Annotated in this window: 18 protein-coding genes and 1 pseudogene; 8 read left to right on the plus strand and 11 right to left on the minus strand. The window is 41.9% G+C overall.

Annotation, left to right across the window (positions count from 1 at the left end; translation table 11 throughout):
- Positions 1-76: 76 nt before the first annotated feature.
- A complete protein-coding gene (locus AC4PGZ_RS11450) occupies positions 77-2,104 on the plus strand; it encodes a methyl-accepting chemotaxis protein (RefSeq protein WP_492158748.1) in 2,028 nt (675 codons plus the stop codon).
- 77 nt (positions 2,105-2,181) lie between these two features.
- Here AC4PGZ_RS11450 and AC4PGZ_RS11455 read toward each other — a convergent pair whose 3' ends face one another.
- From AC4PGZ_RS11455 to AC4PGZ_RS11465, 3 genes are read right to left on the minus strand one after another with little or no spacing between them, the layout of a single operon-like run.
- A complete protein-coding gene (locus tag AC4PGZ_RS11455; protein ID WP_492158749.1) occupies positions 2,182-3,177 on the minus strand; it encodes an MBL fold metallo-hydrolase in 996 nt (331 codons plus the stop codon).
- Between the two features lie 13 nt (positions 3,178-3,190).
- Positions 3,191-3,697: a GNAT family N-acetyltransferase gene (locus AC4PGZ_RS11460; protein ID WP_492158750.1), complete on the minus strand. Its 507-nt coding sequence runs from the start codon at positions 3,695-3,697 to the stop codon at positions 3,191-3,193.
- 26 nt (positions 3,698-3,723) lie between these two features.
- Positions 3,724-4,572: a DegV family protein gene (locus AC4PGZ_RS11465; protein WP_492158751.1), complete on the minus strand. Its 849-nt coding sequence runs from the start codon at positions 4,570-4,572 to the stop codon at positions 3,724-3,726.
- 173 nt (positions 4,573-4,745) lie between these two features.
- On the opposite strand from AC4PGZ_RS11465, the gene AC4PGZ_RS11470 reads away from it, so the two are divergent.
- Both AC4PGZ_RS11470 and AC4PGZ_RS11475 read left to right on the plus strand, forming a co-directional pair.
- On the plus strand, positions 4,746-5,519 hold the full coding sequence (locus AC4PGZ_RS11470) for an epoxyqueuosine reductase (RefSeq protein WP_492158752.1): 774 nt from the start codon (positions 4,746-4,748) through the stop codon (positions 5,517-5,519).
- A gap of 118 nt (positions 5,520-5,637) precedes the next feature.
- Positions 5,638-5,847, plus strand: a pseudogene (locus tag AC4PGZ_RS11475) (thioredoxin domain-containing protein); the annotation flags it as partial.
- A 128-nt stretch (positions 5,848-5,975) separates the two neighbouring features.
- Here the strand turns inward: AC4PGZ_RS11475 and AC4PGZ_RS11480 are convergent.
- A complete protein-coding gene (locus AC4PGZ_RS11480; RefSeq protein WP_492158753.1) occupies positions 5,976-6,923 on the minus strand; it encodes a 3-hydroxyacyl-CoA dehydrogenase family protein in 948 nt (315 codons plus the stop codon).
- A gap of 70 nt (positions 6,924-6,993) precedes the next feature.
- Positions 6,994-7,353, minus strand: coding sequence for a hypothetical protein (locus tag AC4PGZ_RS11485; RefSeq protein ID WP_492158754.1), 360 nt, complete (start codon positions 7,351-7,353; stop codon positions 6,994-6,996).
- Between the two features lie 125 nt (positions 7,354-7,478).
- Between AC4PGZ_RS11485 and radC the strand changes: the two genes are divergently transcribed.
- The 5 genes from radC to AC4PGZ_RS11510 all read left to right on the plus strand — a co-directional run bounded on the left by radC (position 7,479) and on the right by AC4PGZ_RS11510 (position 12,054).
- Positions 7,479-9,587 carry a RadC family protein gene (gene radC / locus AC4PGZ_RS11490; protein WP_492158755.1) on the plus strand — a complete coding sequence of 703 codons (2,109 nt, stop codon included), beginning with the start codon at positions 7,479-7,481 and terminating at the stop codon, positions 9,585-9,587.
- Positions 9,588-9,589: 2 nt separating this feature from the next.
- Positions 9,590-9,814, plus strand: coding sequence for a transposon-transfer assisting family protein (locus tag AC4PGZ_RS11495; protein WP_492158756.1), 225 nt, complete (start codon positions 9,590-9,592; stop codon positions 9,812-9,814).
- A gap of 49 nt (positions 9,815-9,863) precedes the next feature.
- Positions 9,864-10,202: a plasmid mobilization protein gene (locus AC4PGZ_RS11500; RefSeq protein ID WP_492158757.1), complete on the plus strand. Its 339-nt coding sequence runs from the start codon at positions 9,864-9,866 to the stop codon at positions 10,200-10,202.
- A gap of 86 nt (positions 10,203-10,288) precedes the next feature.
- On the plus strand, positions 10,289-10,573 hold the full coding sequence (locus AC4PGZ_RS11505; protein WP_492158758.1) for a CD1845 family protein: 285 nt from the start codon (positions 10,289-10,291) through the stop codon (positions 10,571-10,573).
- A gap of 80 nt (positions 10,574-10,653) precedes the next feature.
- Positions 10,654-12,054 (plus strand): relaxase/mobilization nuclease domain-containing protein, encoded by a 1,401-nt coding sequence (locus AC4PGZ_RS11510; protein ID WP_492158759.1) that lies wholly within the window; start codon positions 10,654-10,656, stop codon positions 12,052-12,054.
- A gap of 15 nt (positions 12,055-12,069) precedes the next feature.
- On the opposite strand, the gene AC4PGZ_RS11515 is transcribed toward AC4PGZ_RS11510, so the two are convergent.
- From AC4PGZ_RS11515 to AC4PGZ_RS11540, 6 genes are all read right to left on the minus strand, one after another.
- Entirely contained in the window at positions 12,070-13,179 is a 1,110-nt protein-coding gene (locus AC4PGZ_RS11515) for an AAA family ATPase (protein WP_492158760.1), read from the minus strand.
- Positions 13,176-13,934, minus strand: coding sequence for a DUF6414 family protein (locus AC4PGZ_RS11520; RefSeq protein ID WP_492158761.1), 759 nt, complete (start codon positions 13,932-13,934; stop codon positions 13,176-13,178). The genes AC4PGZ_RS11515 and AC4PGZ_RS11520 overlap by 4 nt, the downstream gene beginning before the upstream one ends.
- 171 nt (positions 13,935-14,105) lie before the next feature.
- The gene (locus AC4PGZ_RS11525) at positions 14,106-15,716 is read right to left on the minus strand and encodes a UvrD-helicase domain-containing protein (RefSeq protein WP_492158762.1); all 1,611 of its coding nucleotides are present in this window, start codon (positions 15,714-15,716) and stop codon (positions 14,106-14,108) included.
- Positions 15,701-17,752, minus strand: a complete 2,052-nt coding sequence (locus tag AC4PGZ_RS11530; protein WP_492158763.1) for an ATP-dependent nuclease — start codon at positions 17,750-17,752, stop codon at positions 15,701-15,703. Before AC4PGZ_RS11530 ends, AC4PGZ_RS11525 begins: the two co-directional genes overlap by 16 nt.
- A gap of 108 nt (positions 17,753-17,860) precedes the next feature.
- The gene (locus AC4PGZ_RS11535) at positions 17,861-20,614 is read right to left on the minus strand and encodes a phospholipase D-like domain-containing anti-phage protein (protein ID WP_492158764.1); all 2,754 of its coding nucleotides are present in this window, start codon (positions 20,612-20,614) and stop codon (positions 17,861-17,863) included.
- Positions 20,615-20,628: 14 nt separating this feature from the next.
- Complete coding sequence (locus tag AC4PGZ_RS11540) at positions 20,629-23,508, minus strand: anti-phage-associated DUF1156 domain-containing protein (protein ID WP_492158765.1); 2,880 nt, start codon at positions 23,506-23,508, stop codon at positions 20,629-20,631.

Here is a 23,508-nt window from a genome sequence, read left to right on the forward strand (position 1 = left end):
CTATTGATATTTGCTGTCGATATTTATAACTGTAAAGAAAAAACGTTTAACGTGTTAGAATGTGAAAGGGATTTTTATGAAAAAAATTGGGAGTTTTGGGAGTATAAAGAAAAAAAGAACTGAAGGCAGCTCAGATACGAGTATCCGAAAAAGGATCACGAGTGCTATAACCGCAATAATAATCACTCTCAGCCTCGTGCTGGGTGCGCTTTCGGCATACCTTACATATGCATCTACACTGGAGGCTCTCGAGGTGTCCATGAAGGAAACCGCAAAGCTTGCATCAAAGGAGATTTCTGTACAGCTCCAGTCCTACAGGGACATAGCCCACGAGATAGGCTCCATTGCAAAACTGTCCAGTCCGGACATATCCAAGGAAGAAAAACAGAGAATAATCGACAGCCGCCTGTCTTCATATGGATTTATAAGGGGAAATATAATCCTTGAAAACGGCATAAGCATATTCGATGGAAACGACTACTCAGACAGAGAATATTATAAGGCTTCGATAAATGGGGATACCTTTGTTTCAGAGCCTCTGATAAGCAAGGTGACCGGAAAGCTTACAACCATAGTCTCGGCTCCTCTGTGGAAGAATGGATTTGCAGGCAGCGAGGTAGTGGGAATAATCTATCTTGTCCCAGATGAGAATTTTCTCAACGATGCCATGGGCGAGATAAAGATAGGAGATACAGGCTCTGCATATATGCTGAACAAGGAAGGGCTTACTATAGCCAGCACCAATCCGGAGAATGTGTGCGTGGAAAACACCATCCAGGCTTCTCAGACAGACAAATCACTTGAGAAACTCGCAGAAATAGAAAAACAGATGATAAAAGGCTACAATGGATTTGGGAAATATACCTATGCCGGAAAAACCGAGCTCAGCGGATATGCCCCTATTGCAGACACCGACGGCTGGAGCATAGGCGTAAATACCAAGCAGAGCGAATTCATGGGAGGAGTATACAAGGCCCTTATGTATGTGCTTATAAGCGTAGCGATTTTTGTGACCGCCGGCATAATTGTCGCGAGGAGATTTGCCGATTCGATTGCCCTTCCTGTCATGGAATGCGCAAAAAGGCTAAAGCTGCTTTCAGAAGGAGACCTGTCTTCGCCTGTACCGGAAACATCTGCAAAGGATGAGACAGGAGAGCTCCTGAGGGATCTTAAGACGACCGTTGAGACTCTGAATTCATCTATATCTGAAGTAGCCTTCAACCTTACGGAGATGGCGTCTGGAAACCTTACCGTAAGGATGTCCGGGCAATATATGGGTGATTTTGAGCCTCTTTCAAGGTCTGTGGTCACTATAAACGCCAACCTGAATGAAGTCATCGGAGAGCTTGCTATGAGCGCCGACCAGGTTTCAAACGGATCCGATCAGGTTTCTGCAGGAGCCCAGACACTAGCTCAGGGCGCAACGGAGCAGTCCAGCTCAGTAGAAGAAATCGTGGCTTCTGTCGAAGAAGTGACCTCGCTCATAAAGAAGAGCTCCGCAAATGCCTCCGATGCAAGCAGCAAGGCCGAAGAGGTGGGAAGAGATGTCGAGAGCTGCAACAACGAGATGCAGAGAATGATGAAGGCCATGGAAGATATAAGCATGAGCTCAAATGAAATAGGAAAGATAATAAAAACCATAGAAGACATAGCGTTCCAGACAAACATACTGGCGCTCAATGCGGCCGTAGAGGCAGCAAGAGCAGGAAGCGCAGGCAAGGGCTTCGCAGTAGTTGCAGACGAAGTAAGAAACCTTGCAACCAAAAGTGCCGAGGCCGCAAAAAACACCACCGCGCTGATCGAGAGCTCCATATCCGCAGTCGAGAACGGAAGCGGCATTGCGGACAGAACTGCAGAAATAATGCAGTCAGTGACTGAACACACAAAAATGATAGTTCAGGCAATACATGAGATATCCTCAGATTCTGAAGATCAGTCAGATGCCGTAGTCCAGCTGCAGCAGGGCATAGATCAGATAGCCTCAGTAGTTCACAGCAACTCCGCAACGGCGGAGCAGAGCGCTGCGGCAAGCGAAGAGCTTTCAGCTCAGGCGGATGCGCTCAAGTCTCTCGTTTCGAGATTCGTGCTTTCTGAGCAGTATTAACCTGACCTCAGTATTCAGCCTTACAGACAGAAACAACCCCTTAAAGAGACTTTTTAAAGCTCTTTAAGGGGTTGTTTTTACTTAAGGGAATACACATATATCCCTGATTCTGTATCTATTTGTTTTAATATAAGATCTCTTTTTACGAGATAGTCTATATGAGACATGGTCTCGCCCATGGCAAACCACTTCTGATTGTCAGGAAAGCTGTCCCAGGATCTGCCCCTCAGGTTCCACTTCATCCTCTGTGCTATCTCATATGCATTCAGAGGTCTTTCGCTTTCTCTGAGGACCTCAGCCGTATCATGCAGCCTTATCCTGTGGTGCTCCAGTATCTCTTCTGCGCGCTCTCTCAGATTTCCTCTACTGTCTCTGTGCGCCGCCAGTGTTATTTCCACGTCGAGATTTTTTATCATTTCGAGGCTTTGCATGTAATCTCCAAGAGAATCATCCACACCTGTCCACGAGGTTATGTTAGGTGTTATGTCAAACAGCACGTGGTCTCCGGAAAACAGGATTTTATTCTTCGGAAGATACAGGCACATGTGCCCTGGAGTGTGTCCGGGGGTGAGAATGCAGGCAAACTCCGTCTCTCCAAGCTTTATAACATCTCTATCCTGCAGTGTTACTGCCTTAAATAGCCTGTCAGGCCTGTATTTCTTCGCCTGATTGCTGCTTTTGAGCCTTTCCACTATATCCATCGGAAAACCTTCTTCTACATAGACTGATTCAATGCCCTCCCAGGTAGCATCCTCAAAATCCCCGACAAGGTAGCTGTAGTCTTTCTCGCTCATGAATATCCTGCTGTGCTCCCCGGCAATTCTACCCACTGTACCGCAGTGGTCTCCGTGAAAATGAGTTATGAAGAAGTCCGTGTCCTCAATATCTATACCCAGCTCATCAAGTCCCTCTGTCAAGGCTCTGTAGCATTCTTCTCTGTTGAATCCGGTGTCTATTACGAGGTTTCTTTCTTCTGTCATAATTACATATGAATTGAGGCTGCGAAGGGGATTCTCCGGAAGAGGTACAAGTACCCTGTATATCTTCGGGTTGTCAAAAATCTTTTCTACCACGTTTCCTCCGATTCTACATCATGTCAGCAAGCTTTGGAAGATTCTCTCCATCCACTCTGTAAACAGTCCACTCATCCATAGGCTTTGCTCCCATCTGGAGATAAAAATCTATGGAGCTCTTGTTCCAGTCGAGGCACCACCAGTCAAGCCTCTCACATCCTCTTTCCACGGCTATCCTTCCAAGACATGAAAGCAGTGTCTTTCCGAGTCCTTTTCCCCTGAATGCCGGATCCACATAAAGATCCTCAAGATAGAGATTGGCTTTTCCCAGGAAGGTAGAGAAGTTGTGGAAAAACAGCGCAAATCCCGCAGGCTCTCCCTTGTATTCTCCTATTATAACCTCTGCCTGCTTTTTGACAAAAAGCGATTCCATCAGGATCTCCTCTGTCGCCACTACCTCGTGGAGCAGCTCCTCATAGTCAGCAAGCTCCTTTATGAATTTAAGTATAAGCCCAACATCTGATTCCTGCGCAAATCTTATCCTGAAATCTTCTACACCTGTTTCATAATATCTGTTCATATCTTTCTCCTCTGTCTTTTATATTTTTACTGCCACCAGTATGCAACTCCCACACTGCCCGGCCCCACATGAGTGCCTATGACAGGCCCTATGGATTCTACCATCACTTCGATGCCGAGATTTCGTGATATCTCATCTGCCAGCCTTATGCCTTCTTCCTCACAGTTTATATGATGAACTGCCACCTCTTTTACCCTTAGACCCGCTGCATCTTCATAGAGCTTCTGAAGTATTGCATCCACAGCTTTTCGCTTTGTCCTGGCCTTTGAGAAGACCTTTGTTTCTCCATCCTTAACCGTAAGCACAGGCCTTATGCTCAGAATCTGTCCTGCAAGCGCAGCAGCCCCGCCTATCCTTCCGCCTTTTCTCAGATACTCGAGAGTCTGCGGAGTAAAAAGGAATCTGCTGTTATGTATTACATGCTCAGCTCTGCTCACGGCTTCATCGATACCTGCGCCATCGCTCGCTGCCCTTGCCGCCTCAATCGCTGCAAACCCGAGCTGCATGGAATTGGTCCTTGAATCCAGTATTTCTATCCTCGCATCCGGATATATCTCAAGAAGATAATTTCTTACCGTCCCGGCCGTCGAGTACGTCCCGCTCATTTTTGATGAGAGAAATATCCCCAGCACCTGATCTCCCGACTTCAGGAACTTTTCAAAGCTCTGCCTTATCTCATCTATGCCCGGCTGAGCAGATTTGGGAAATATGCCGGTTTTCTTCATCTCTTCATAGAACCGTTCGTTGCTCCAGTCCAGCTCTCTTCTGATCTCTTCGCTCATGAATACGCTGAGCGAAAGCACCTCAATGCCGTATTTCTCCGCAATATGCTTCGGAATATACGAAGTGCTGTCTGTTACTATCTTTACTGCCATCTGTACCTCCCTGCATACAAACCCCTGTATATAATTATACTCCAAATCCAAAATAAAAAAAGAGGCCGCTTTTTGAAAAATTTGTCAAGCCATATTTCAACAAAAAATTTACAATAACAATTTAAGGGTATATAGAAATTAAACCGTTATATAGAAAAAAGGGAGGTGCTCTATTGAAAAATATTATTGAAACCCGAATCAGGGAGTTCATAGATAACCATGTAAAAACTGAGAACCTTGAAGGAATCTGGCAGGAGCCCCTGTTCGCATATGCTTCGGCATACGATCCAATGTTTCTGGATCTCAGGGAGACAGTCTCACCTACTCATTCAATGCCATCTGATTTCATGGAACACCCCAGAACCGTGATTACATACTTTCTTCCATTTAATGAGTATGTGGCAGAAAGTAATTCCTACGGAGAATACAGCTCCGTAGAATGGGGAAAGGCATATGTGGAAACAAACAGGCTGATAGAGCTTATAAACGCCGAGATCCAGGCATTCATGAAGGAAAAGGGATTTAAATCCACGCTCATTCCTCCTACAAACAATTTTGACCCTGAAAAACTCATAAGCGACTGGTCCCAGCGGCACGTGGCATTCATAGCAGGGCTTGGAAAATTCGGGCTACATCGCATGCTGATAACAGAAAAAGGCTGCTGCGGAAGGATAGGTAGCATAGTCACTAATATGTATCTGGAGCCTACAACAAGGCCGTCAGGAGAATACTGCCTTAACAAGCACAATGGGACATGCACCATGTGCGTTAAGAAATGCGTGAATGAGGCACTTTTTGAAAATGAGGCTTCATTTGACAGAAACAGATGCCATGACATGTGCCTGAAGAATGGCGAAAAGCTTAAAGAAGTAGGCACAGCGGACGTATGCGGAAAATGTCTTTCTGTAGTCCCATGTTCATATATAAATCCAGTTTCAATGCTTTAGAAAAGGAGGTTATGTAATGAGTATCGCACTTAACAGTGAGAACTTTGCAGCTGAAGTTCTCGAGAGCAAGATGCCCGTATTCGTTTATTTTTATGCATCCTGGTGAGGCGCATGCGCATCGCAGACCCCGATAATAGACGAGCTGGTATTTGACAGCGTAGGCAAGGTAAAGATAGCAAAGCTTATGGTAGACGACGGCAAGGACATTGCCAGAAAATACAGAGTCATGTCTATCCCTACGATGATACTGTTCGAAAACGGGAACGAAGCAAAAAGGCTGGTTGGCCTTCATCAGAAATCTCAGCTCAAGGAAGAGCTCGGGCTGTAAAAAAATTCAATTCTGTCAATCAATAAAAATAATAAATTGACAGAAATAATAAATCCATCTGAAACTTTGCATTTGACCAGAATCTGGCTCTGCAAAATCATCAGATGGATTTTTTTATTCAATTCTATTTATTTTTCTCCAAAAAGACACTCTGTTATCTTATAGAAATCCTCATCGCGCTTCCTTATTACTTCCTTGTCTCTTCCATCTGAGTAGTCATAGAAGCCTTTCCCGCTCTTTACGCCATAGTTTCCTTCCCTTACAAGATCCGCAAGTATCGAAGATACCTCCTTCGTGTCGCTCAGGTCCTCAAACAGATATGATGATATGTTGTAGAAGGTATCAAGGCCTCCAAGATCGGCTATCTCAAGCGGTCCAAGGCATGCATATCTTATGCCCAGCGCATATTTGAATACATTGTCGATATCCTCCTTGCTTGCGATTCCCTCTTCAATTATATGCATCGCTTCACGCAGCACCGCGAACTGGAACCTGTTGAGCACAAATCCCGGAGCATCCTTGTTTATCATGATAGGCTGCTTTCCTATGAGCTTTGAGATGTCGTAGACAAGCTGAGAGGTCTCCTTCGCAGTCCTGTCCCCATTTATTACCTCAATGAGTGGGATTATGTGCGGTGGATTTATCCAGTGCATTCCGCAGAAGCGCTCAGGATTTTTTACAGACTCCGCTATCTTTGTTATTGAAAGCCCTGAAGTGTTTGTAGTAAGTACAGCACTCTGCGGCGCCATATCTGAAACCTCTGACCAGAAGCTGTGCTTTACATCCATGTTCTCTACGATTGCCTCAACCACGAAATCCGCTTCCCTGAAACAATCTTTTCCACATGTGAAGCTTATGTTTCCCATTATTCTTTCAGAATCTTCCTTTGTGAATACCCCTTTATCCACAGATGCGCTCTGGTTTATGTTGATAAGATTCCTGCTCCTGTCCAGAAATTCATCCTTCAGGTCGTAAAGCGTAACCTTGTACCCGCTCTGTGCAAAAGTCTGTGCCATTGATGAGCCCATGACTCCAGCTCCTGCGATAACTACATTTTTTATGTTTTTAATCTCCATAAGAAACATTTCCCTTCTTTTTGCTGAAATTATCATTCTATCTATTTTATCATACAATCAGAGATTATTTCTACACCACTCCCATAGATCCCAGTATTATGATCGCGATAACGGAGATGGTAGGTATTATGACTGTACACATTCCAATATCTATATATGACTGCTTGTGCGTCATTCCTGTGATTCCAAGAAGAGTTATTACCGCACCGTTGTGAGGAAGAGTGTCCAGTCCTCCGCATGCTATTGATGCTACCCTGTGAAGTACCTGTGGATTAAGTCCGATCTGTTTTGCAGTTTCAAGGAAAGTATCCCCAAGCGTCGCAAGTGCTATGCTCAGTCCTCCCGATGCAGATCCGGTTATTCCGGCAAGCACAGAAACTGAAATCGCCTCAGAAACGAGAGGATTGCTTGATATCCCCAGAAGGAACATCTTAACTAGATGAACTTCGCTATGTCCAGGCCTTTGCCCGGATCATTGGCGTCAAGGAGGATGTCGCGCTGGAATACGCTCAGAGAAAGGGCATCGGCGCTTTGGTGGAGAATGCCACCCAGCTATTGAGTACGCCAGTCCAGCGGGAAAAGCACCAGGCCTTTCTGGATCTTTATCGAATGAGCAGCGGCATCAACACGAAAAACCCGGTCATCAATTCACCGGATACGGCAGCGGACTTTTTTTGCTCGGTGATGGATCAGGTCCATGACAAGGAATCCTTTGTCGTGGCCTTCCTCAATACCAAGAACAGCGTCATCGATCACGAGGTCGTATCCCTGGGGACCATCAACAGCTCCATCGTCCATCCCAGGGAAGTCTTCCGCAATGCCATCGTCAACAAGGCTAATGCGGTGATCCTTTGTCACAACCACCCATCCGGCGATCTGACACCAAGCTCCGAAGATCTTACCGTGACAAAAAGGCTGAAGGAAACGGGCAATCTTCTAGGCATCCAGGTGCTGGATCACCTGATCATCAATGGGATCAATCAGCAGGATCATTACTCATTCCAAGCCCACGGTGTGTTGGAAGAATCCACTGCTTATGGCCAAAAGCAAGCTGTCAGGGAATCGTCGGCTCAGGCGGTACCCGGAAAAAACATCAAGGATGGGCTTATGGAAATCACGGATAAGCTGGAGCAAGGCATCCGTGATTTTTTCAGTGGTGAAAAATATCAGGACTACCTGCGCACCATGTCGAGGTTCCATCATTACTCCCTGAACAATACGATCCTGATCGCCATGCAAAAGCCGGATGCCACACTGGTGGCGGGATACAACCGCTGGCAGGATCAGTTTCAGCGCAATGTACTGAAGGGTGAAAAAGGTATCCGCATCATTGCCCCGGCCCCTGTCAAAACCAAAAAGGAAGTTGAAAAGCTTGATCCTGTTTCGCAGAAACCCTTGCGGGATGTCACTGGCAAGACACTGACGGAAGAAGTGGAGATCAAGATCCCCAGGTTTCGGGTCGTCTCTGTCTTTGATGTCTCCCAGACGGACGGGAAGCCCCTGCCCCAACTGGCAGGTACCCTGACCGGTGATGTTAAGCAATATGATGTCTTCATGGAGGCTCTGAAGCGATCCTCCCCGGTTCCCATATCCTTCGAAGCCATGCCTGCCAGTACCGACGGTTATTTCAGCCAGGGCAGACAAAAAATCGCCATTCGGGATGACATGAGCGAGATTCAGACAGTCTCTGCGGCCATCCATGAGATCGCTCACGCAAAGCTTCATAATCAGCAGCCTGAAAAGGTTCAAGATCACGGAGAAACTGGCAAAGCACCGGAAAAGCCCAAAGATCGGAGAACCGAAGAAGTGGAGGCAGAAAGTGTTTCCTTTGCAGTATTTGCCTATTATGGCATCGCCACCGACGAGAATAGTTTTGGCTATATTGCTGCCTGGAGTAAGGACAAGGATCTGCCCGAGCTGAAGGCTTCTCTTGAAACCATCAGCAAGACCTCAGCCGAGCTCATCGAGGACATCGACCGCCATTTCAAGGAAATCACCCAGGAGCGCGGGATTTCTGCAGCAGACATAGAAAAGCAAAACGAAAAGACGGGGACTGATGATAATCCATCTCCTCGCCTGCAGGAGGTGGAATTCCTCACAGGTCCGGATGACACCTACGCCATCTATCAACTGAGAAACGACGAGAATCTGCGAAACCATCAATTCGAGAGCCTGCATCACCTGCAGAAGCTCGGTCTGACTGTAGATTATAAGAATTATGATCTGACCTATATCGGACAATTTGAGGCGGCTGCAGACACCAATGGGACACTGAATGGCATCTACGAAAAATTCAATGAGGACCGGCCAAAAGACTTCACCGGGCATAGTCTTTCTATGAGCGATGTCATCGTCCTGAAGCAAAATGGCAAGAATACGGCTCATTATGTGGATGCCATCGGCTTCAAGGAAGTACCGGAGTTCATCAAGCCCATCAATCCCTTGCGGAGCATTGAGGATACGGTGGAGCAAAATGACAATCAATTCGATGGACTTATCAATAACGTTCCTACCAAAGATGTGGATAAAACCAGAGAGGCTGCCGAAGGCCATGAAGAGAAAAAGCCCCAGAAGGAATCCGTAAAGCAGCGGCTGAAAAAGTCTTCTGAGAAACCGGAGATCAGCAAAACGCTGCCTCACAAAACTGCCAAAATGGAGAGATGAAGATGGATAGATTCAGTATTGAAGAGCTTAACCTCATGTGTATTTATGATACCGGCACCCGGGCTGGACTGATGGCAGGGCTTGAAAAAATCGCCCTGGAGCTTGCCCCTGAAGACGAAGAGCTCTCCGAGCTTATCCAAAGTGCTTTGAAGAAGCTGACGGCCATGAGTGATCAGGAATATGGAGAGTTGATCCTGGTTCCCGACTATAAGGAAGAAGACGACTAAGCGGAGCATCTGTTGCAGAAGGGTGGTGAGCACTTGAGGAGGTGATGATTTGGCAAACAGGAAGCGTCAGATCCCCATTATTATCATGGTCAACGAGCGTGAAAAAGCGCTGATCGAAGAAAAGATGCGCCAGCTGGGGACAAAAAACATGGGGGCCTACATCAGAAAGATGGCTATTGACGGCTATGTGGTCCGGCTGGACCTCTCCGATATTTCTGAACTGGTATCGCTCCTTCGAAGAAGCAGCAACAACCTGAATCAATATGCCAAGCGGGCTCATGAGACCGGACGCATCTATGAGGCTGATATTGAGGATATCCAGAGCAGCCTAAAGAGTGTATGGGAAAAGGCGGATCAGATCATGACCCGCCTTTCCACCATTGACTAAAATTTTTTATCGACAACATGGACGACATTTGGATTCCTTGCTACGATCAGAGTAGAAGATAATTTGGTTGAATGGAGGTGTGCAGCATGAGATTTCTCATCAAGCTGTTCTTATTCCCAATCACACTTGCCTTGACGATCCTTGTTGCAGCCTGCCGTTTGCTGTGTCAGCTGTCTACCATGGTGCTGGGGATCGTGGCTTTTGTCTGCTTTGCCATTGCACTGGGAACCATGGTCCTGCTTCAGGATTTCCCGGAAGGCCTGAGATTGATGGGCCTGGCCTGGCTGATCAGTCCCTTCGGACTGCCGCTGATCGCAGTATTCCTGGTTGAACTGCTTGGCGTATTCAATGATTCTCTGAAAGCGATTTGAGAAATAAGATAGCATGATCCTGTGACAGGCGCGGTGGAGCAATCTGCTGCGCCTTTTTCTTTTGGAAGGAGGTGTCCGCTGTGGCAACCACGAGATTAATCCCCATGCACGTCATCAAAGGTCAGACCGTGGCCCACACGGTACATGAACGCCTATCCTATGCCATCAATCCTGAAAAAACAAATAGCCGACAGCTCGTCAAAGCCTATGGCTGCGAACCGGAAACCGCTGCGGGAGAGATGCTGCTTTGTAAGAAAGAATATGAGACCTACATTGGACGCAGTGAAGAGAAGAAAAGCGACATCGTGCTCTATCAGATCAGGCAGTCCTTTAAACCAGGAGAAATTACACCTGAAAAAGCTCAGGAAATTGGATATGAATTGGCCATGAGCTTCACCAAGGGCAAGTATCAATTCGTTGTCGCCACACATACCGATCATGCCCATATCCACAATCACATTATTTTTAATTCCACATCCATCGACCATACACAGAAATTCAGAAATTTTCTTGGCTCCAGTAAAGCGATTCAGAAAATCAGCGACAAACTTTGCCTTGAAAATGGTCTCTCGATTATCGAAGTTCCAACGCTGGGACCGTCCCATTATGGCAAGTGGTTGGGCGACAAAAAACCGCTATCCTGGCAAGAAAAGCTGCGACAAACCATCGATGCCGTCATGGCACAAAAGCCTACTAATTTTGACACTTTCCTGAAGCTAATGGCGGAGAATGGCTATGAAGTGAAGCAGGGGCAGCATCTGGCTTTCAGAGCCAGCGGCCAGCAAAAATTCACAAGATTGCGATCTTTGGGTGAAGGATATTATGAGGATAAGCTAAGATCTGCGATACTCGGAAAAACTGTCCAAACGCCAAAAGCCAAAAAACTTTATCGAAAAAATCCAGACAAAATTAATCTCCTGGTGGATATTCAGGCCAAGCTTCAGGCAGGAAAAGGTCCTGGCTACGAGCGTTGGGCGAAAGTCTTTAACCTGAAACAGATGGCTCAGACCATCAATTTTCTGACGGAAAACAACATCACCGACTATGAAACCCTGGTTGAAAAAACAAAAGCTGCGACGGATCGTTACCACGAGCTGTCACAGCAGATCAAGGAAATTGAAAAACGTATGTATGAAATTACTGAGCTGAAGAAACATATCATCAACTATGCGAAGACAAGGGATATATTTACGGCGTATCGACAATCCGGATATTCCGAAAAATTTTTCGAAGCAAATCTAGAAGACATTCTACTTCATAATTCTGCGAAAAAAGCATTTAACTCGTTATCTAATGTCAAAGTTCCTAGCTTCAGAACATTGCAACTGGACTACAATCAATGTCTAAACAGGAGGAAAGCTTTAAATTCAAAATACAAGTCAATGAAATCCGAACTTCAAGCATGTCTCGTCGCAAAAGAAAACATTGATAGTATATTGAAGCCGATCAAAATTATCAGTGAGGTATCGCAAAGTAGATGATATTTAGATGCCCTTTTAAGACTCGAACCGAGCTCTTATTAAATTTGATGATATTGCTTGCTTTACAACGCGTTTAATGTGTCTAACATTTGTAAGATCAGTTGCTTTAGAAATAAGCCATGCCTCAACACCAGCTTCATCAACAATATTTTTTTCTTCTGATGTCAATAGACCTACTTGCTCTCTAAATTCTCTAATGATAATAATAATTTTGTCACTTGTTGAAAGATCTTCAAATTTAATTATGTCATCGAATCGTGCATATATAGGTTCACCCAAAACGGTCTTAATTTCATGCTCAGATTTAAAATTTGAAGTGCAAACAATAATTGAATGTTGCAGATTAACCCTGTAATTTTTATCTTCAAAAATACCCTCATCGAACATTTGGTAAAATGCACTGTAAAATATGGGGTTTGGTTTATCGAATTCATCGAAAAGAATTATATTTGATTCTCTATCAAGAAGATCTCTTGCGAGCGATCCCTGGTTATGTTTTGCTCCAAAAACATAGTCTGCAAATTCATTGCTTTGATACATCGAGAATTGTTTTCGCAGCAATTGTTCATTTATTACTTTACTAAGGTATTTTGCTGTTTCGGTTTTACCGACACCAGAAGGTCCATAAAACATTAAAACGACTGGCTTAGTCTGCCGACCTGCGGCTAGTGAATATAGGCTTCCGACGAGCTGCTTTTTTACAGCATTTTGACCAATAATATTCTCATCAAAATCGTGATAAATAGTTTTTAAGTGATCATTCGAAATGTTAGCATATTTATGTTCGAGAATCTGGTAGTCTCTACCTGCTTTTGATAATTGATCAGTGATATACTGAGGTGGATTCTGAAAGTACATTTCCTTTATGCTAAACTCTGACAAAAAAGATAAAATACTTTGAATACCTGTTTCACTGATACCGGAGTAATCTTCTGAGTTTGCAACAAGACACGCAACATGTTTTTTATAGGTCTTTTTCGTTTTTTCTTGACCAGGAACTATTACTGAAACAGCTTTATGAGCTTGATCGCTTAAAACAGCCAGTTCAATTATTGAGGTGTGTTTTTTCTTGGGTGGCAGTATCTTTTTAAATTCATTTTTGGGGCCATAGAATATTTTGATCATTTGCATATACCTGCCAATAATACATCATAAACCTGCAATTTCTCAGATTCTTTTTTATCACCCGTCATTTCATAACCACTTAATTCACTCGTCTTCTGTGAAAACTCATTTTCCATTTTAAGTTCATCTTCATCAACTGAGCCAACCAAAATCGCGTGATAAACCAATTTCATTTTTACAAGATCGGCAATTGAATAGTTGTTTCTAAATGCCTTTATATTGAATCGAAGTACACAGCGCTCGCTGTCTTTTTCTGCAACCATTTCATAATATCCACGCCCTTGCTCAAGTGCTTGATCCATCATTGCAATATTTAATTTAATATCTGAACCTACATCAACTTTACCTTCAGTCATTGTCATAAATGGAGTCAAGATTTTATAATATGAGAAAGATTCTGGATAGGGCTTAATTGAATAATTCGTAAATTGTGTTATAAGATCATCATTTTCGTGTACAAGATCCAAGTAATCAGTAAGCATAGTGCTCGTGATTACATGGCTTAGAACATTCTGCCCTTCACGGCCAACACTAAATTCACTGCCAACTCCAACTTGTGCCTTGAAGAAATTGAAGAAGGGGATTTTTGCTTCGGCCCGTGCTTCAGCATCAGCAGCAAGTTTAGTTGCTTTTGTGACAATCTCTTCTGAAGTTGATTGTAGTTTGCCACCACTGGTAATGTATATTAAATCTGTTGCTGATGGCTCATCAAAATATATTATTTTTACAAATTTGATCTTGCTTATTTCATCCAAGTAAACACCTTCTTTCAATATACTAGCCTTAACAATTGTTCCATAAGGGTTTGGGAGATTTCCCAAAGGCATGTTAAAAATCAACATTGATTTTTAATAATCGCAAGTGTATAAACACTTGCATTGCTTGCCAATAATGTACTGTTGTTGACCAAATATCTGTTACCGTAATTAATCTAGTGAGCAAACATTTTCAGCTCCAAATAAGGCTTTCGCCCTTTCAATAATCTTAGGAGTAGGATTGGGATAATAGACAACAAGATTATTCATTGCTCTGGAACAACATACATAGAAAATTCTTTCTGTTCTTTGTATTACAGACTCTTTATTAGGCGTTTGTTCAAAATAATAATTGAAGTTATAATTGTTCCATCTGCCATTGTCCATTATGACAAGTACATTATCAAACTCGGCACCCTTAATCCCATGTTGAGTCGAATATGGTGAAAATTCATTATAATATTTGAAATATGCGAGGACTTGCGAAGCAGGTAGTAACTTGATTTTTTCGTATGTTTCCGAATGGTTTTTAAGAAACTCAATAAAGCCATCGTCCTTACGAACAAAACGCTCTATGTCAAATGTCTCAACTAGTTGTTCTATGTTTATATCAAGATTTGCATGTATGCGAGATAACGCTTCGCTTATACGTCTTTTATCAGCGGTATTTTTTATTTTACATTGCATTTCACTGATAACATATGCAAAATCTTTTTTGCCATAGTAGAATAAAATTCCACCAATTCTTAGAAGATGCCGAGCTAATCGATCAGGTTCATTTCCGATAAGACGGTCGTTGTTTGAATAAGCGGCTAACAGTTCCGCAAACCCTAATCGAGTCGCGCTTAATCTATGGGTTAAAAATAACACCCGTGTTTCTTCAAAATTCTCAAAATCCCATCCAGAAGCGAAATTGCTTGTTTTGAAAGACTGCAAGTCAAATTCATTGTTTGAATAGACAAATGTAGTACTCCCCAATTTATTAGCAATAACACCTTCCGTTGTCCTTTTTGCAGGTTCTTGTTGAATATCAAAACGTATGCGGTTGAGCATGTTTATCACATTTACAGCGCAGCGATAGTTGTCCTCTTTTACTACTTCGTATACATCACCATTATCTATATATGACTGAATATTTCCGACACCTGAATCATAAATGGACTGCATTTTGTCGCCAAAAAAGCCAACACATAATCGGTTATTTGCAGCTACTTTAATATGCGTTAGGAATATCTCAATCACAGCACGTTGAGTGTCCTGATATTCATCTATGAAAATATAATCATACTTATCACATAGAATTTTTGCTAATAGAGGGTATGTGGCAAACATATAGTTTGCGATTTTCAACAAATCATCATGAGAAATAATCCCATGCTCGAGGTCGCGAAAGTTTTGATATTCAATATTATTAAACGTCTGCTCATTGATTATAATCTCACCTGAGTAGACTAATCCGCTACCTTTATTCTCTTTTTCTGCAGATATAAGATTTAGCACGCTGCTTTTTAAGTTTTTTTGATACTCTTTAATTTCATCCCACAAAAAATCGTGAATAGTAGAAACACGAAGTTTTGAATATGGAGAGCGCTCCTTTATTTCATCTGCTGCCACATTGGTATATGTTATACAAGCTACATGTGCTTTGGGGTTACTTTGCATGACATGATGAAGTGTTTGTATCAATGTGTAAGTTTTGCCACTCCCTGCACCACCGCTTAACAAGAAATTCTTTTTATCATCAAGGCAGGAATTGATTTTTTCCATTACTGTGCCAACCATTCCAAACCCTCCCTTATGTACAACGGAGTTGTCCATTTTTCATTTTCTTTTCCGCCATATAGAAGAACATCTAAAGCGAATGAAGTTTTACTATCAATGCACATTTCAGCAATTTCATAGAAATCTGGAGGTGAATCGTCTAATCCGCCGAGGTTCTTTAAACTTGTAAAAATATTTTTATGATCTATGATAAATTGCAAGTTGTTACAGATAAACGCATCCTCAAAACTGCGTGCTTGATACCCATTCTCTTCTTTTTGAAAAAGGAGGCGTAAATTTCCATTTTCTTTAAGATTCCAAGAACCGGTATTATTGTCATAAGTCAATGTCATGGGTGAATTACATAACGGTACAATATCTTGCAAATTAGAAAGATGAGTAAAATGCTTAATTGAAGCATTTGTTGTGGTCGTTCCTTCTAAAAATCTACATTTTACAGGTCTCCCGTTTTCACCCGGTTTTGCACAATCAAGATCCGTTATGATTAGTGTTTTAATACCTAAAAAGCCAAGGAATGTTGCAAAAATATGAGAGTAAGCGCCTACTTCGATCACCGATATATTTTGTGATAGAAGAGGATCGTGATTCTCAGCCTCTGGGTTCTGTGCGGCAAATTCATCGGCTTTTTTCATCATTGCATATATCAACATTCTTTCGGTATCGCCTTCAATTAGAATGGCTTTATCTGCAAAGAACAGCTCTGCACGATTTAATGTTACATATTGCTTGACAAATCTATATGCACGTTCTTGCTCTTCTTTAGTAGGAACATCCTCAGAGGTAACCATTTTTGAAAAAAGAGTCTTTAAACTACGTGATTTAACGCTTGTACTGGATTGCCTTAAAAAATATTTTATATCTTCAAAGTCACATTGAGATACGATGTGCGATGAATGGGTGCTGATTATTGTTTGCAACGAAAAATCTTTACCCGCTGCTAAACAATGCTGCGTGAGAATCTTCTTAATATTCTTGATGAATATGTATTGCATCTGTGGGTGAGTATGCGCCTCTGGTTCTTCGATGAATAAGAAATTTAGAGGGGCCGGGTTTTCGTCAGGTTTTCCTTTCTTTGATAACTGGTCGAGTTTGATTCGTATGTTGAAAATGATAGCAAAAAGATTCAAGTACCCCAAGCCGTTATAGTCTTCTGGCAAAAGGGTATCTTCATGCTTGTACTTCACAGTTGTATTATCCTGAAATATCTTCTTTTCACTTAAAGTTGAAATGATTGATAATTCTGCTTCCTGGGGATTGTAAGACATTGCAGCAATTTCTTTCACAACAGGAAGAAAAAGTTCTTGATAAATTCCGGTTAAACTTTCATCTGTTTCGCAAAGCTTTTTCTGTAACTCTGGAAATTCCGCTTCAGAGGCGACACTGGAATTGTAGTATCTTCCAGCGAGAAATGAAAGTGATCGGCTATGTCCCTGTTCATTATCAACATCTCTTTTTGCACCAATTATCTGCATCGAAATAATAGAATTTACAATATCGCTGTTAATAATCTTGAAATTTGTTTCATTGCCGAATTCAAGCGCTTTAATTCGTACAGTAAAATACCTATTCATGTTGTTTCTTAGATAATATTCAAAATCACGGTCTATACCTTTAGCCTTGTATTCGATATAGTCGCCAGCAAGTTTTAGATATTTTTCATAAACTAAAACATATTCGAAATTCACAACAAGATAATGCATATCATTATCTAAATCTAAAAGTAGCGCAGAAGCGCTGCCAAGGTTATCGGTATCGTTATACGAGATATAAAGTTTCAACGATAACTGCGGTTCAACGTATTCTTCAGGAGAGTTATTGCTGCTTTCACAGGCAAGAATATCCTTCTGTGTCTTAATATTGAAGTCATCAAATGTAAATTCAGGTTTATTTTCAGAGAGAAACTTTTGAAGAATTGACAGGAATGATGTTTTCCCCGAATTGTTTTTTCCAATAACTAGTGTAAGAAGATCCTCGAAATCGATATCCAATTCCTTTAGCATTCTAAAATTTCTGATTTGCGCTGATTCTAGTTTCATACACACCATCCTCTCATATTTTAATGCATCACATTTTCACCTTGAAGCGATACTAGAAAATGAGTCCGCCGATATTTCAGGTTACCTGTAGTATCACGTGAGTCTTTGTTACCATCCCATCAACAACTGCTTTAACTTCTCATCGTGATCCAGAACGAATGTACTAGCTTCCCAATCTTCTGTAGCAGGTATCTTTGTCTCGTACTTAATGGTGAATGGATTCTGATCCGGGACACTATCAATACGCTCTTTTGCTTCTTCAATATTATCTAGAGCAACGTCAATCCAAACATCCTCTAAGGTGTCCGGAATTTGTCCGAACATATCCTTAATGTTTTTTAGCCTGGCGGACAAGACTGTGTGGACCTTATCTTCAACAGAGTCTTTATATCGCATGTTGAAAATCTTGACCTTCGGGGCAACTTGGCCAATACGCTGAATACGACCTTTTCTTTGCTCAAGCCTTGTGGGATTCCAAGGTAAGTCAAGGTTGATCAAAGTACTGAGTGTTTGGAGGTTTAATCCTTCACTCGCTGCATCAGTCCCGACGAGGATCTTAACTTCATGGTTTTTTACTTTGGCCTTGATACTGTCTTTTGAGTCTTTGCGAAAAGTACCGTTGAGAAAATATCCGGATTTATCTCCGCCTGCATAGAGTCCAATCACATCATCGGATAGATCTTTCGAAAGTTTTTCAGCCACGAAATAAGCGCTATCATAGTATTGAGAGAATATAATACAGCCGCTATCCTTCCAGGGCTTATCACTTTCATCAATACCATTTCTTAGAATATCGAGGACCTTGATATACTTAGGATCGTTATCATGATTAAGGGAAAGCATTTTTACAAGTTCGCGAAGACATTCGGTTTCAGCATCCGTTAGATTCTTTACCTCGCTGACACTTTCTTCAAAATCATCGTCTTCCTCAAAAATTACATCAAATTCATCCTGCAATATTTCTTTTCCAGCCTCTGTCCAGGCAAGCATTTTCTTCGCTGTATTATCACCAGCGATAATCGTGCTTCCAATACGCTTCAAAATAAGAGTTGACATAAAGCCGCCCGCCTTGACGCGGGATGAAAGCAAGGTGCAAAATTCCTGTGCCTTTGAGTAGGCTTGCCTCAAATATCCCTCGAGGGGGATTGCGCCATCGTCGCCCTCGCCATACAGTTCGACCAGAATTTTTTTAAGGTAAGTCTCACCGCTGGCTGGATTGATTGTATTTTCAAGAAAATCCCTTGTTCGCCTCACGATGTGGCGAATAAATGGATTGTAATTTGCTATAAATTCATCCGTTGTATATAAAGTCCGGATGCTATCCTTCTTCGACCCCGATAGGGACGCGTAATAATCAGCTGGCAAGACATATGTTTTATTGGAAATATCAAGCCTGTCTCGAATTCGATTTACTCTATCTTGAGCTGATGGAGTTTTGGTAGGGAGGGGATTTCGAATGATATCCCACATTGTGATTTCGCTCTCTGGATAAGGCTCTTTCCCGCAAACCATATCAAGCATCAGCTGAGGCTTCTTGTGCCATTCGCTGTACATGTCACCCATAACCTTGAAAGTAGGAAGACTTAATGCATTTATCAGATCAAAGGCTTCAATAGGATTAATCTGCACAGGAGTAGCTGTTGCCAAGAGCAGACTCTTGGTTCTAAAAGTGATGTTATTCAAGAACTGCAATAAGTAATTTGGATCTGCCTTATGCTTGTTAGGATCTTTGGTTGGATTTCGACGTCGTGCCCGGTGCGCTTCATCGAGAATGACACATTCAAAATCTTTCTGAGTAAGCAAGTCAGCCGCTTCTGTTTTTCTTGACACAAGGCCTTGTGAGATGATACCTACTCGTCTTGGGCATTTAAGTATGGATCTTACACTATCAGCTTGATAGAAATAACCATTTTCATCTTGCCAACCTGAACCGGTCCAAACAGCACTAGGCATGTCCAACAGTGTCTTCATTTCGTCCTGCCACTGCCATACAAGCGTTTTGGGCACAATAATCAAGACTGGCTTATCTCCATAGAGAGCCATTAATTTTGCTGACATGGCGAGCTGCAGAGTCTTTCCCAGACCGACTTGGTCAGCGAGAAGATACCGAGCACCGCCATCCTTTTTGTGTTCTCTGAAAGCAAGCTCGACAAAGTATTTTTGGTGTTCCCAAAGACCAAATTCTTTTCGATAAACCGGTTCTTCAACTGCAGCTGAAGGGACCACTTCATCGGAATTTTCTCTCCAGTCTTTCAGGCCGATAACGATACGCTTTGAAATTCTGTTGAGGTCGTTGACAATAAAATCTGCCAGGTTCACTGCATATTGACTATTCCAGAAATAATCAAATTCATCTTGAACCCATTTTACAGATTCCTCTGAATCATCTTCCCACAGCATTTCGTAATTTAGTGTATAGGCGCTCTTGGTTTCATTGATACTCCCGAGAAAAGAGGTTTTAGAGCCATCTTTATAAGTGATTACTCCTGCCTTTCCGTGCATGAGACCAAAGATTTGGTCAGGAATCACTCGGATTTCAAGCTTTCCATTGCTCAGCAAACGATAAAGAGAAGAAAGCCGGATACTGCTTTCAGGTGAAGTATATTTTTCTTCTGGAGAGAATTCGCACCATTCCTGTTTCATTTTTTGGGCATAGTTAGCCACTGCAATATCTTCCGGCAGAAGTCCGGAATTACAAATAACCCGGACTTTACCTTCCACATTTTCAATGCTTTCTCCAGCAACTTCAAGAATGGAGGAGCAAAAATAACCGGCGATCCTGTCGTAAGATACTGCATTATTCAGTTTTTCAATCAAAAACTGTTTGTCTAGTTTATGTCTCCTTGAAGAATAGCGATTCATAGACTATTCCCCCTTTAAATGCTGTCGTTGGTAACAAGTGAATGTAACAAATCAGCCATTGTTGCGCTTTGCTCCCAGTGCGGAGTCATATTATCAATATCTTTGGTATCTTTGATGAAGCTGAGAAGTTGCTTGATCATGTCGCGTTTGTCCCAATAATTCGGCAACTCGTTCTTAATATAGCCGAGTGCTCTTGATGGATTTTCATCTTCCTTTATTCCTGTGTAAATTCCCATAAATACTACCCGGAGTATGGATTTTTCAAAATCAGGTACTTCATTTATTGTCCTACCTGCCATCTCAACAGGAGTTTTGAGCCTTGCAGTATTGGCCTTTTCGCTCGCCATCATCTGGCTATATCCACCGATGTTGAATCCTCGTGCAAATTCCTGATAGGTACTAATCTGGTAGTTACCATGTTTTTCGCTTTCGAGACCTTTTATATAGAATTTTTCAGCGTTTGATAGATCTTTCCACAGATAGCTCTCAAAATCTAGAGGAATGACACAGTCATAGGCTATTTTTTTAGCAGCTTCAATTATTTTTACAATGCTGCTTTGAGTGGGATTATTTATGGCCAAATTTAATTCGTAATCAAGATCTAGATCTTCGATAGTCTTAAATGATGTCAATACTTTAAGGGAAGCCGCATAGGCAGCAAGAACAAAGTCCGGATCGGAAAAGTTTGGCTCTTCTTTGTTTTCGAGTTCCAACATGCTTGTGATTTGGTTTCTCACTTCAGCTCGGATATCAGAGTTGATTTCATCTAGGAAGGCCATGTCATCTCCAGTTTGTTTGCGTAAAACTAAAAGAACGGTTCCTTTGACGTAATTACCATCTTTCAGACCTGAAGCATCAGTTTCAGTTGCAATATTCCAAGCCGCCGTAACACGAAGGCCTGATTTCCACATGATTAAAGCAAGTTGAGCCCAAACAGCAGGATCACTATGTGTGAACATGACCACCTGCATGCCATCGTCGGGCATGTGGCTTGCCAAATTTGAATATATTTCTATCATTGTATGGGAGAAATGATCATCACCTCGTACAGCAAGAATTCGCTTAGAATCCGAATACCACTGAGGGAAGGCTCCTATTAATAATTTTTTATCCCAAGCAAGAAAAAATTCCGATAATTCATGGTAATTTACTGCATCAGCATATGGCGGATCAGTAATCCAAAGATGACATGTTGAAGTGACAGATCGAGCATCATTTAGGGTTACTGTTCCTTGTTTATTAATCGGATATTGTTCAGAAATCCTAAACCATAATGTGCTCAACATACTTAAACTGCGAACACCATAATTCATCATTGTGTTAAATGCCTGATTATAAAATGTTTGTTCAGTTTTATCGCAATTAGGATTCCATCGACATAATTTTGAGCCAAAATCAGCACATTTATTAATACCTAGTATTCCAACTGCTTTAAGCAATACAGAAGGTTCATTCATTACTTGCTTTACAAAAAGGCTGAGCAATAAAAGTTGTCTTGCACTAAATATATGATTCCAGTGCGTCCAACCGCGTTCCTTAAACAATCGTTCAGTTTCTATACCGCTTTCTATAGCCATGCCGGGTACTAAGCCCTGTTCCTGCCAACTAACTATATTTTCCGCAACAATTTTTCTAACCTTGGTTTCATTAGCCAAATCACGCTCGTTTGGTGCTCGATAATATCGGCTTCCGTCTAAACTTTCATAACGAATTGCATACAGGCGTTCACGATAAATATCTGAATTTCTTGGTTCAAAATCATTCTTTTCCCACTGTCGAAGTCCATAAATCGTATTTCCTTTTTCGTCATTTCGGTCTTTACGAAGAACAGGAATTGGTGTTGTCTTTCCGCAGTTAGGACAGACTAAACCCTTCGAAGTGACCGTACCATTTGATGCTTCTTTCATTTCTTTAGTATTAACATTCGAATGTATTGTGATGTTGTATCGATTTCCATCAGGAACAAGTTTAGCTACAACCTTTCCAGCGCGGATTCCAACTACTAATGAAGGTAATAAAGGGACTACTGTTCCGCACTCTGGACAAGAAGTTTCTGTACAATAAAGATATGATAGTGCCCTATCTCCTTTCTCATTATGTTCAATGCCGAGTTCGCAAATTTCTTTATCAACTATCTTATACACTCTATTCTGGAAATCATTAATTTCCTTTAATTCTTTTTGATTTGCGCCAGAGATATTAATACTGGCCCATGTTAGTAATCCGGCTATTGGATTCAAGTCGGAACCATAAGTATCAAAGCCCATACGGGCAGCCTCAAAAGGTATTGAGCCACCTCCACAAAAACAATCGCCAACAGTTATTTGTCGACCATATCTCAGTATAGAAAGTTGTTCTACCAACTCATTTAACGTTTTGGCGCTAGTTCCAAAATAATGATTAATTGCATTCCAGCTATCCTTACGAATGGTCGAAAGTTGTTCTGGCCGAACACAATATTTCAGTTTATCGTCATAACCGAATGTCTTGAATAACCGCTTCTCGATATCATTTTTATCTTGTCCAGTTCGAATCTTAACTTTAACTCCATCTACTTCAAACCACTCATTTAGAAACTGTCTAAAATGCTTGTTGCCCTGGGCAATCTCGTAAAGTTCTTTTGCCGACAAAGATTTTTGTTTTCGATCTATTAGTCCGTCATTATCCATAGATAATATTTTAAGAAAAATATCCATATCAGCCTTAGGATTATCACTGCAGGGCATAAGACAACCTAAAATTGCAGCTCTGACTAGAATTAATGGCTTTCGCCCCCACCATTTACCGAGGCCTGTAATAGTTTGACCTTGAGATGATTTTCGCTCTTTATAACTTTCCTTACTTAACTTACTTACAGGAAATTGCTTTTCTATAAATGACATCTGATTGTCCAA

It is taken from the genome of Proteocatella sp. QWL-06 (genome assembly GCF_058684135.1).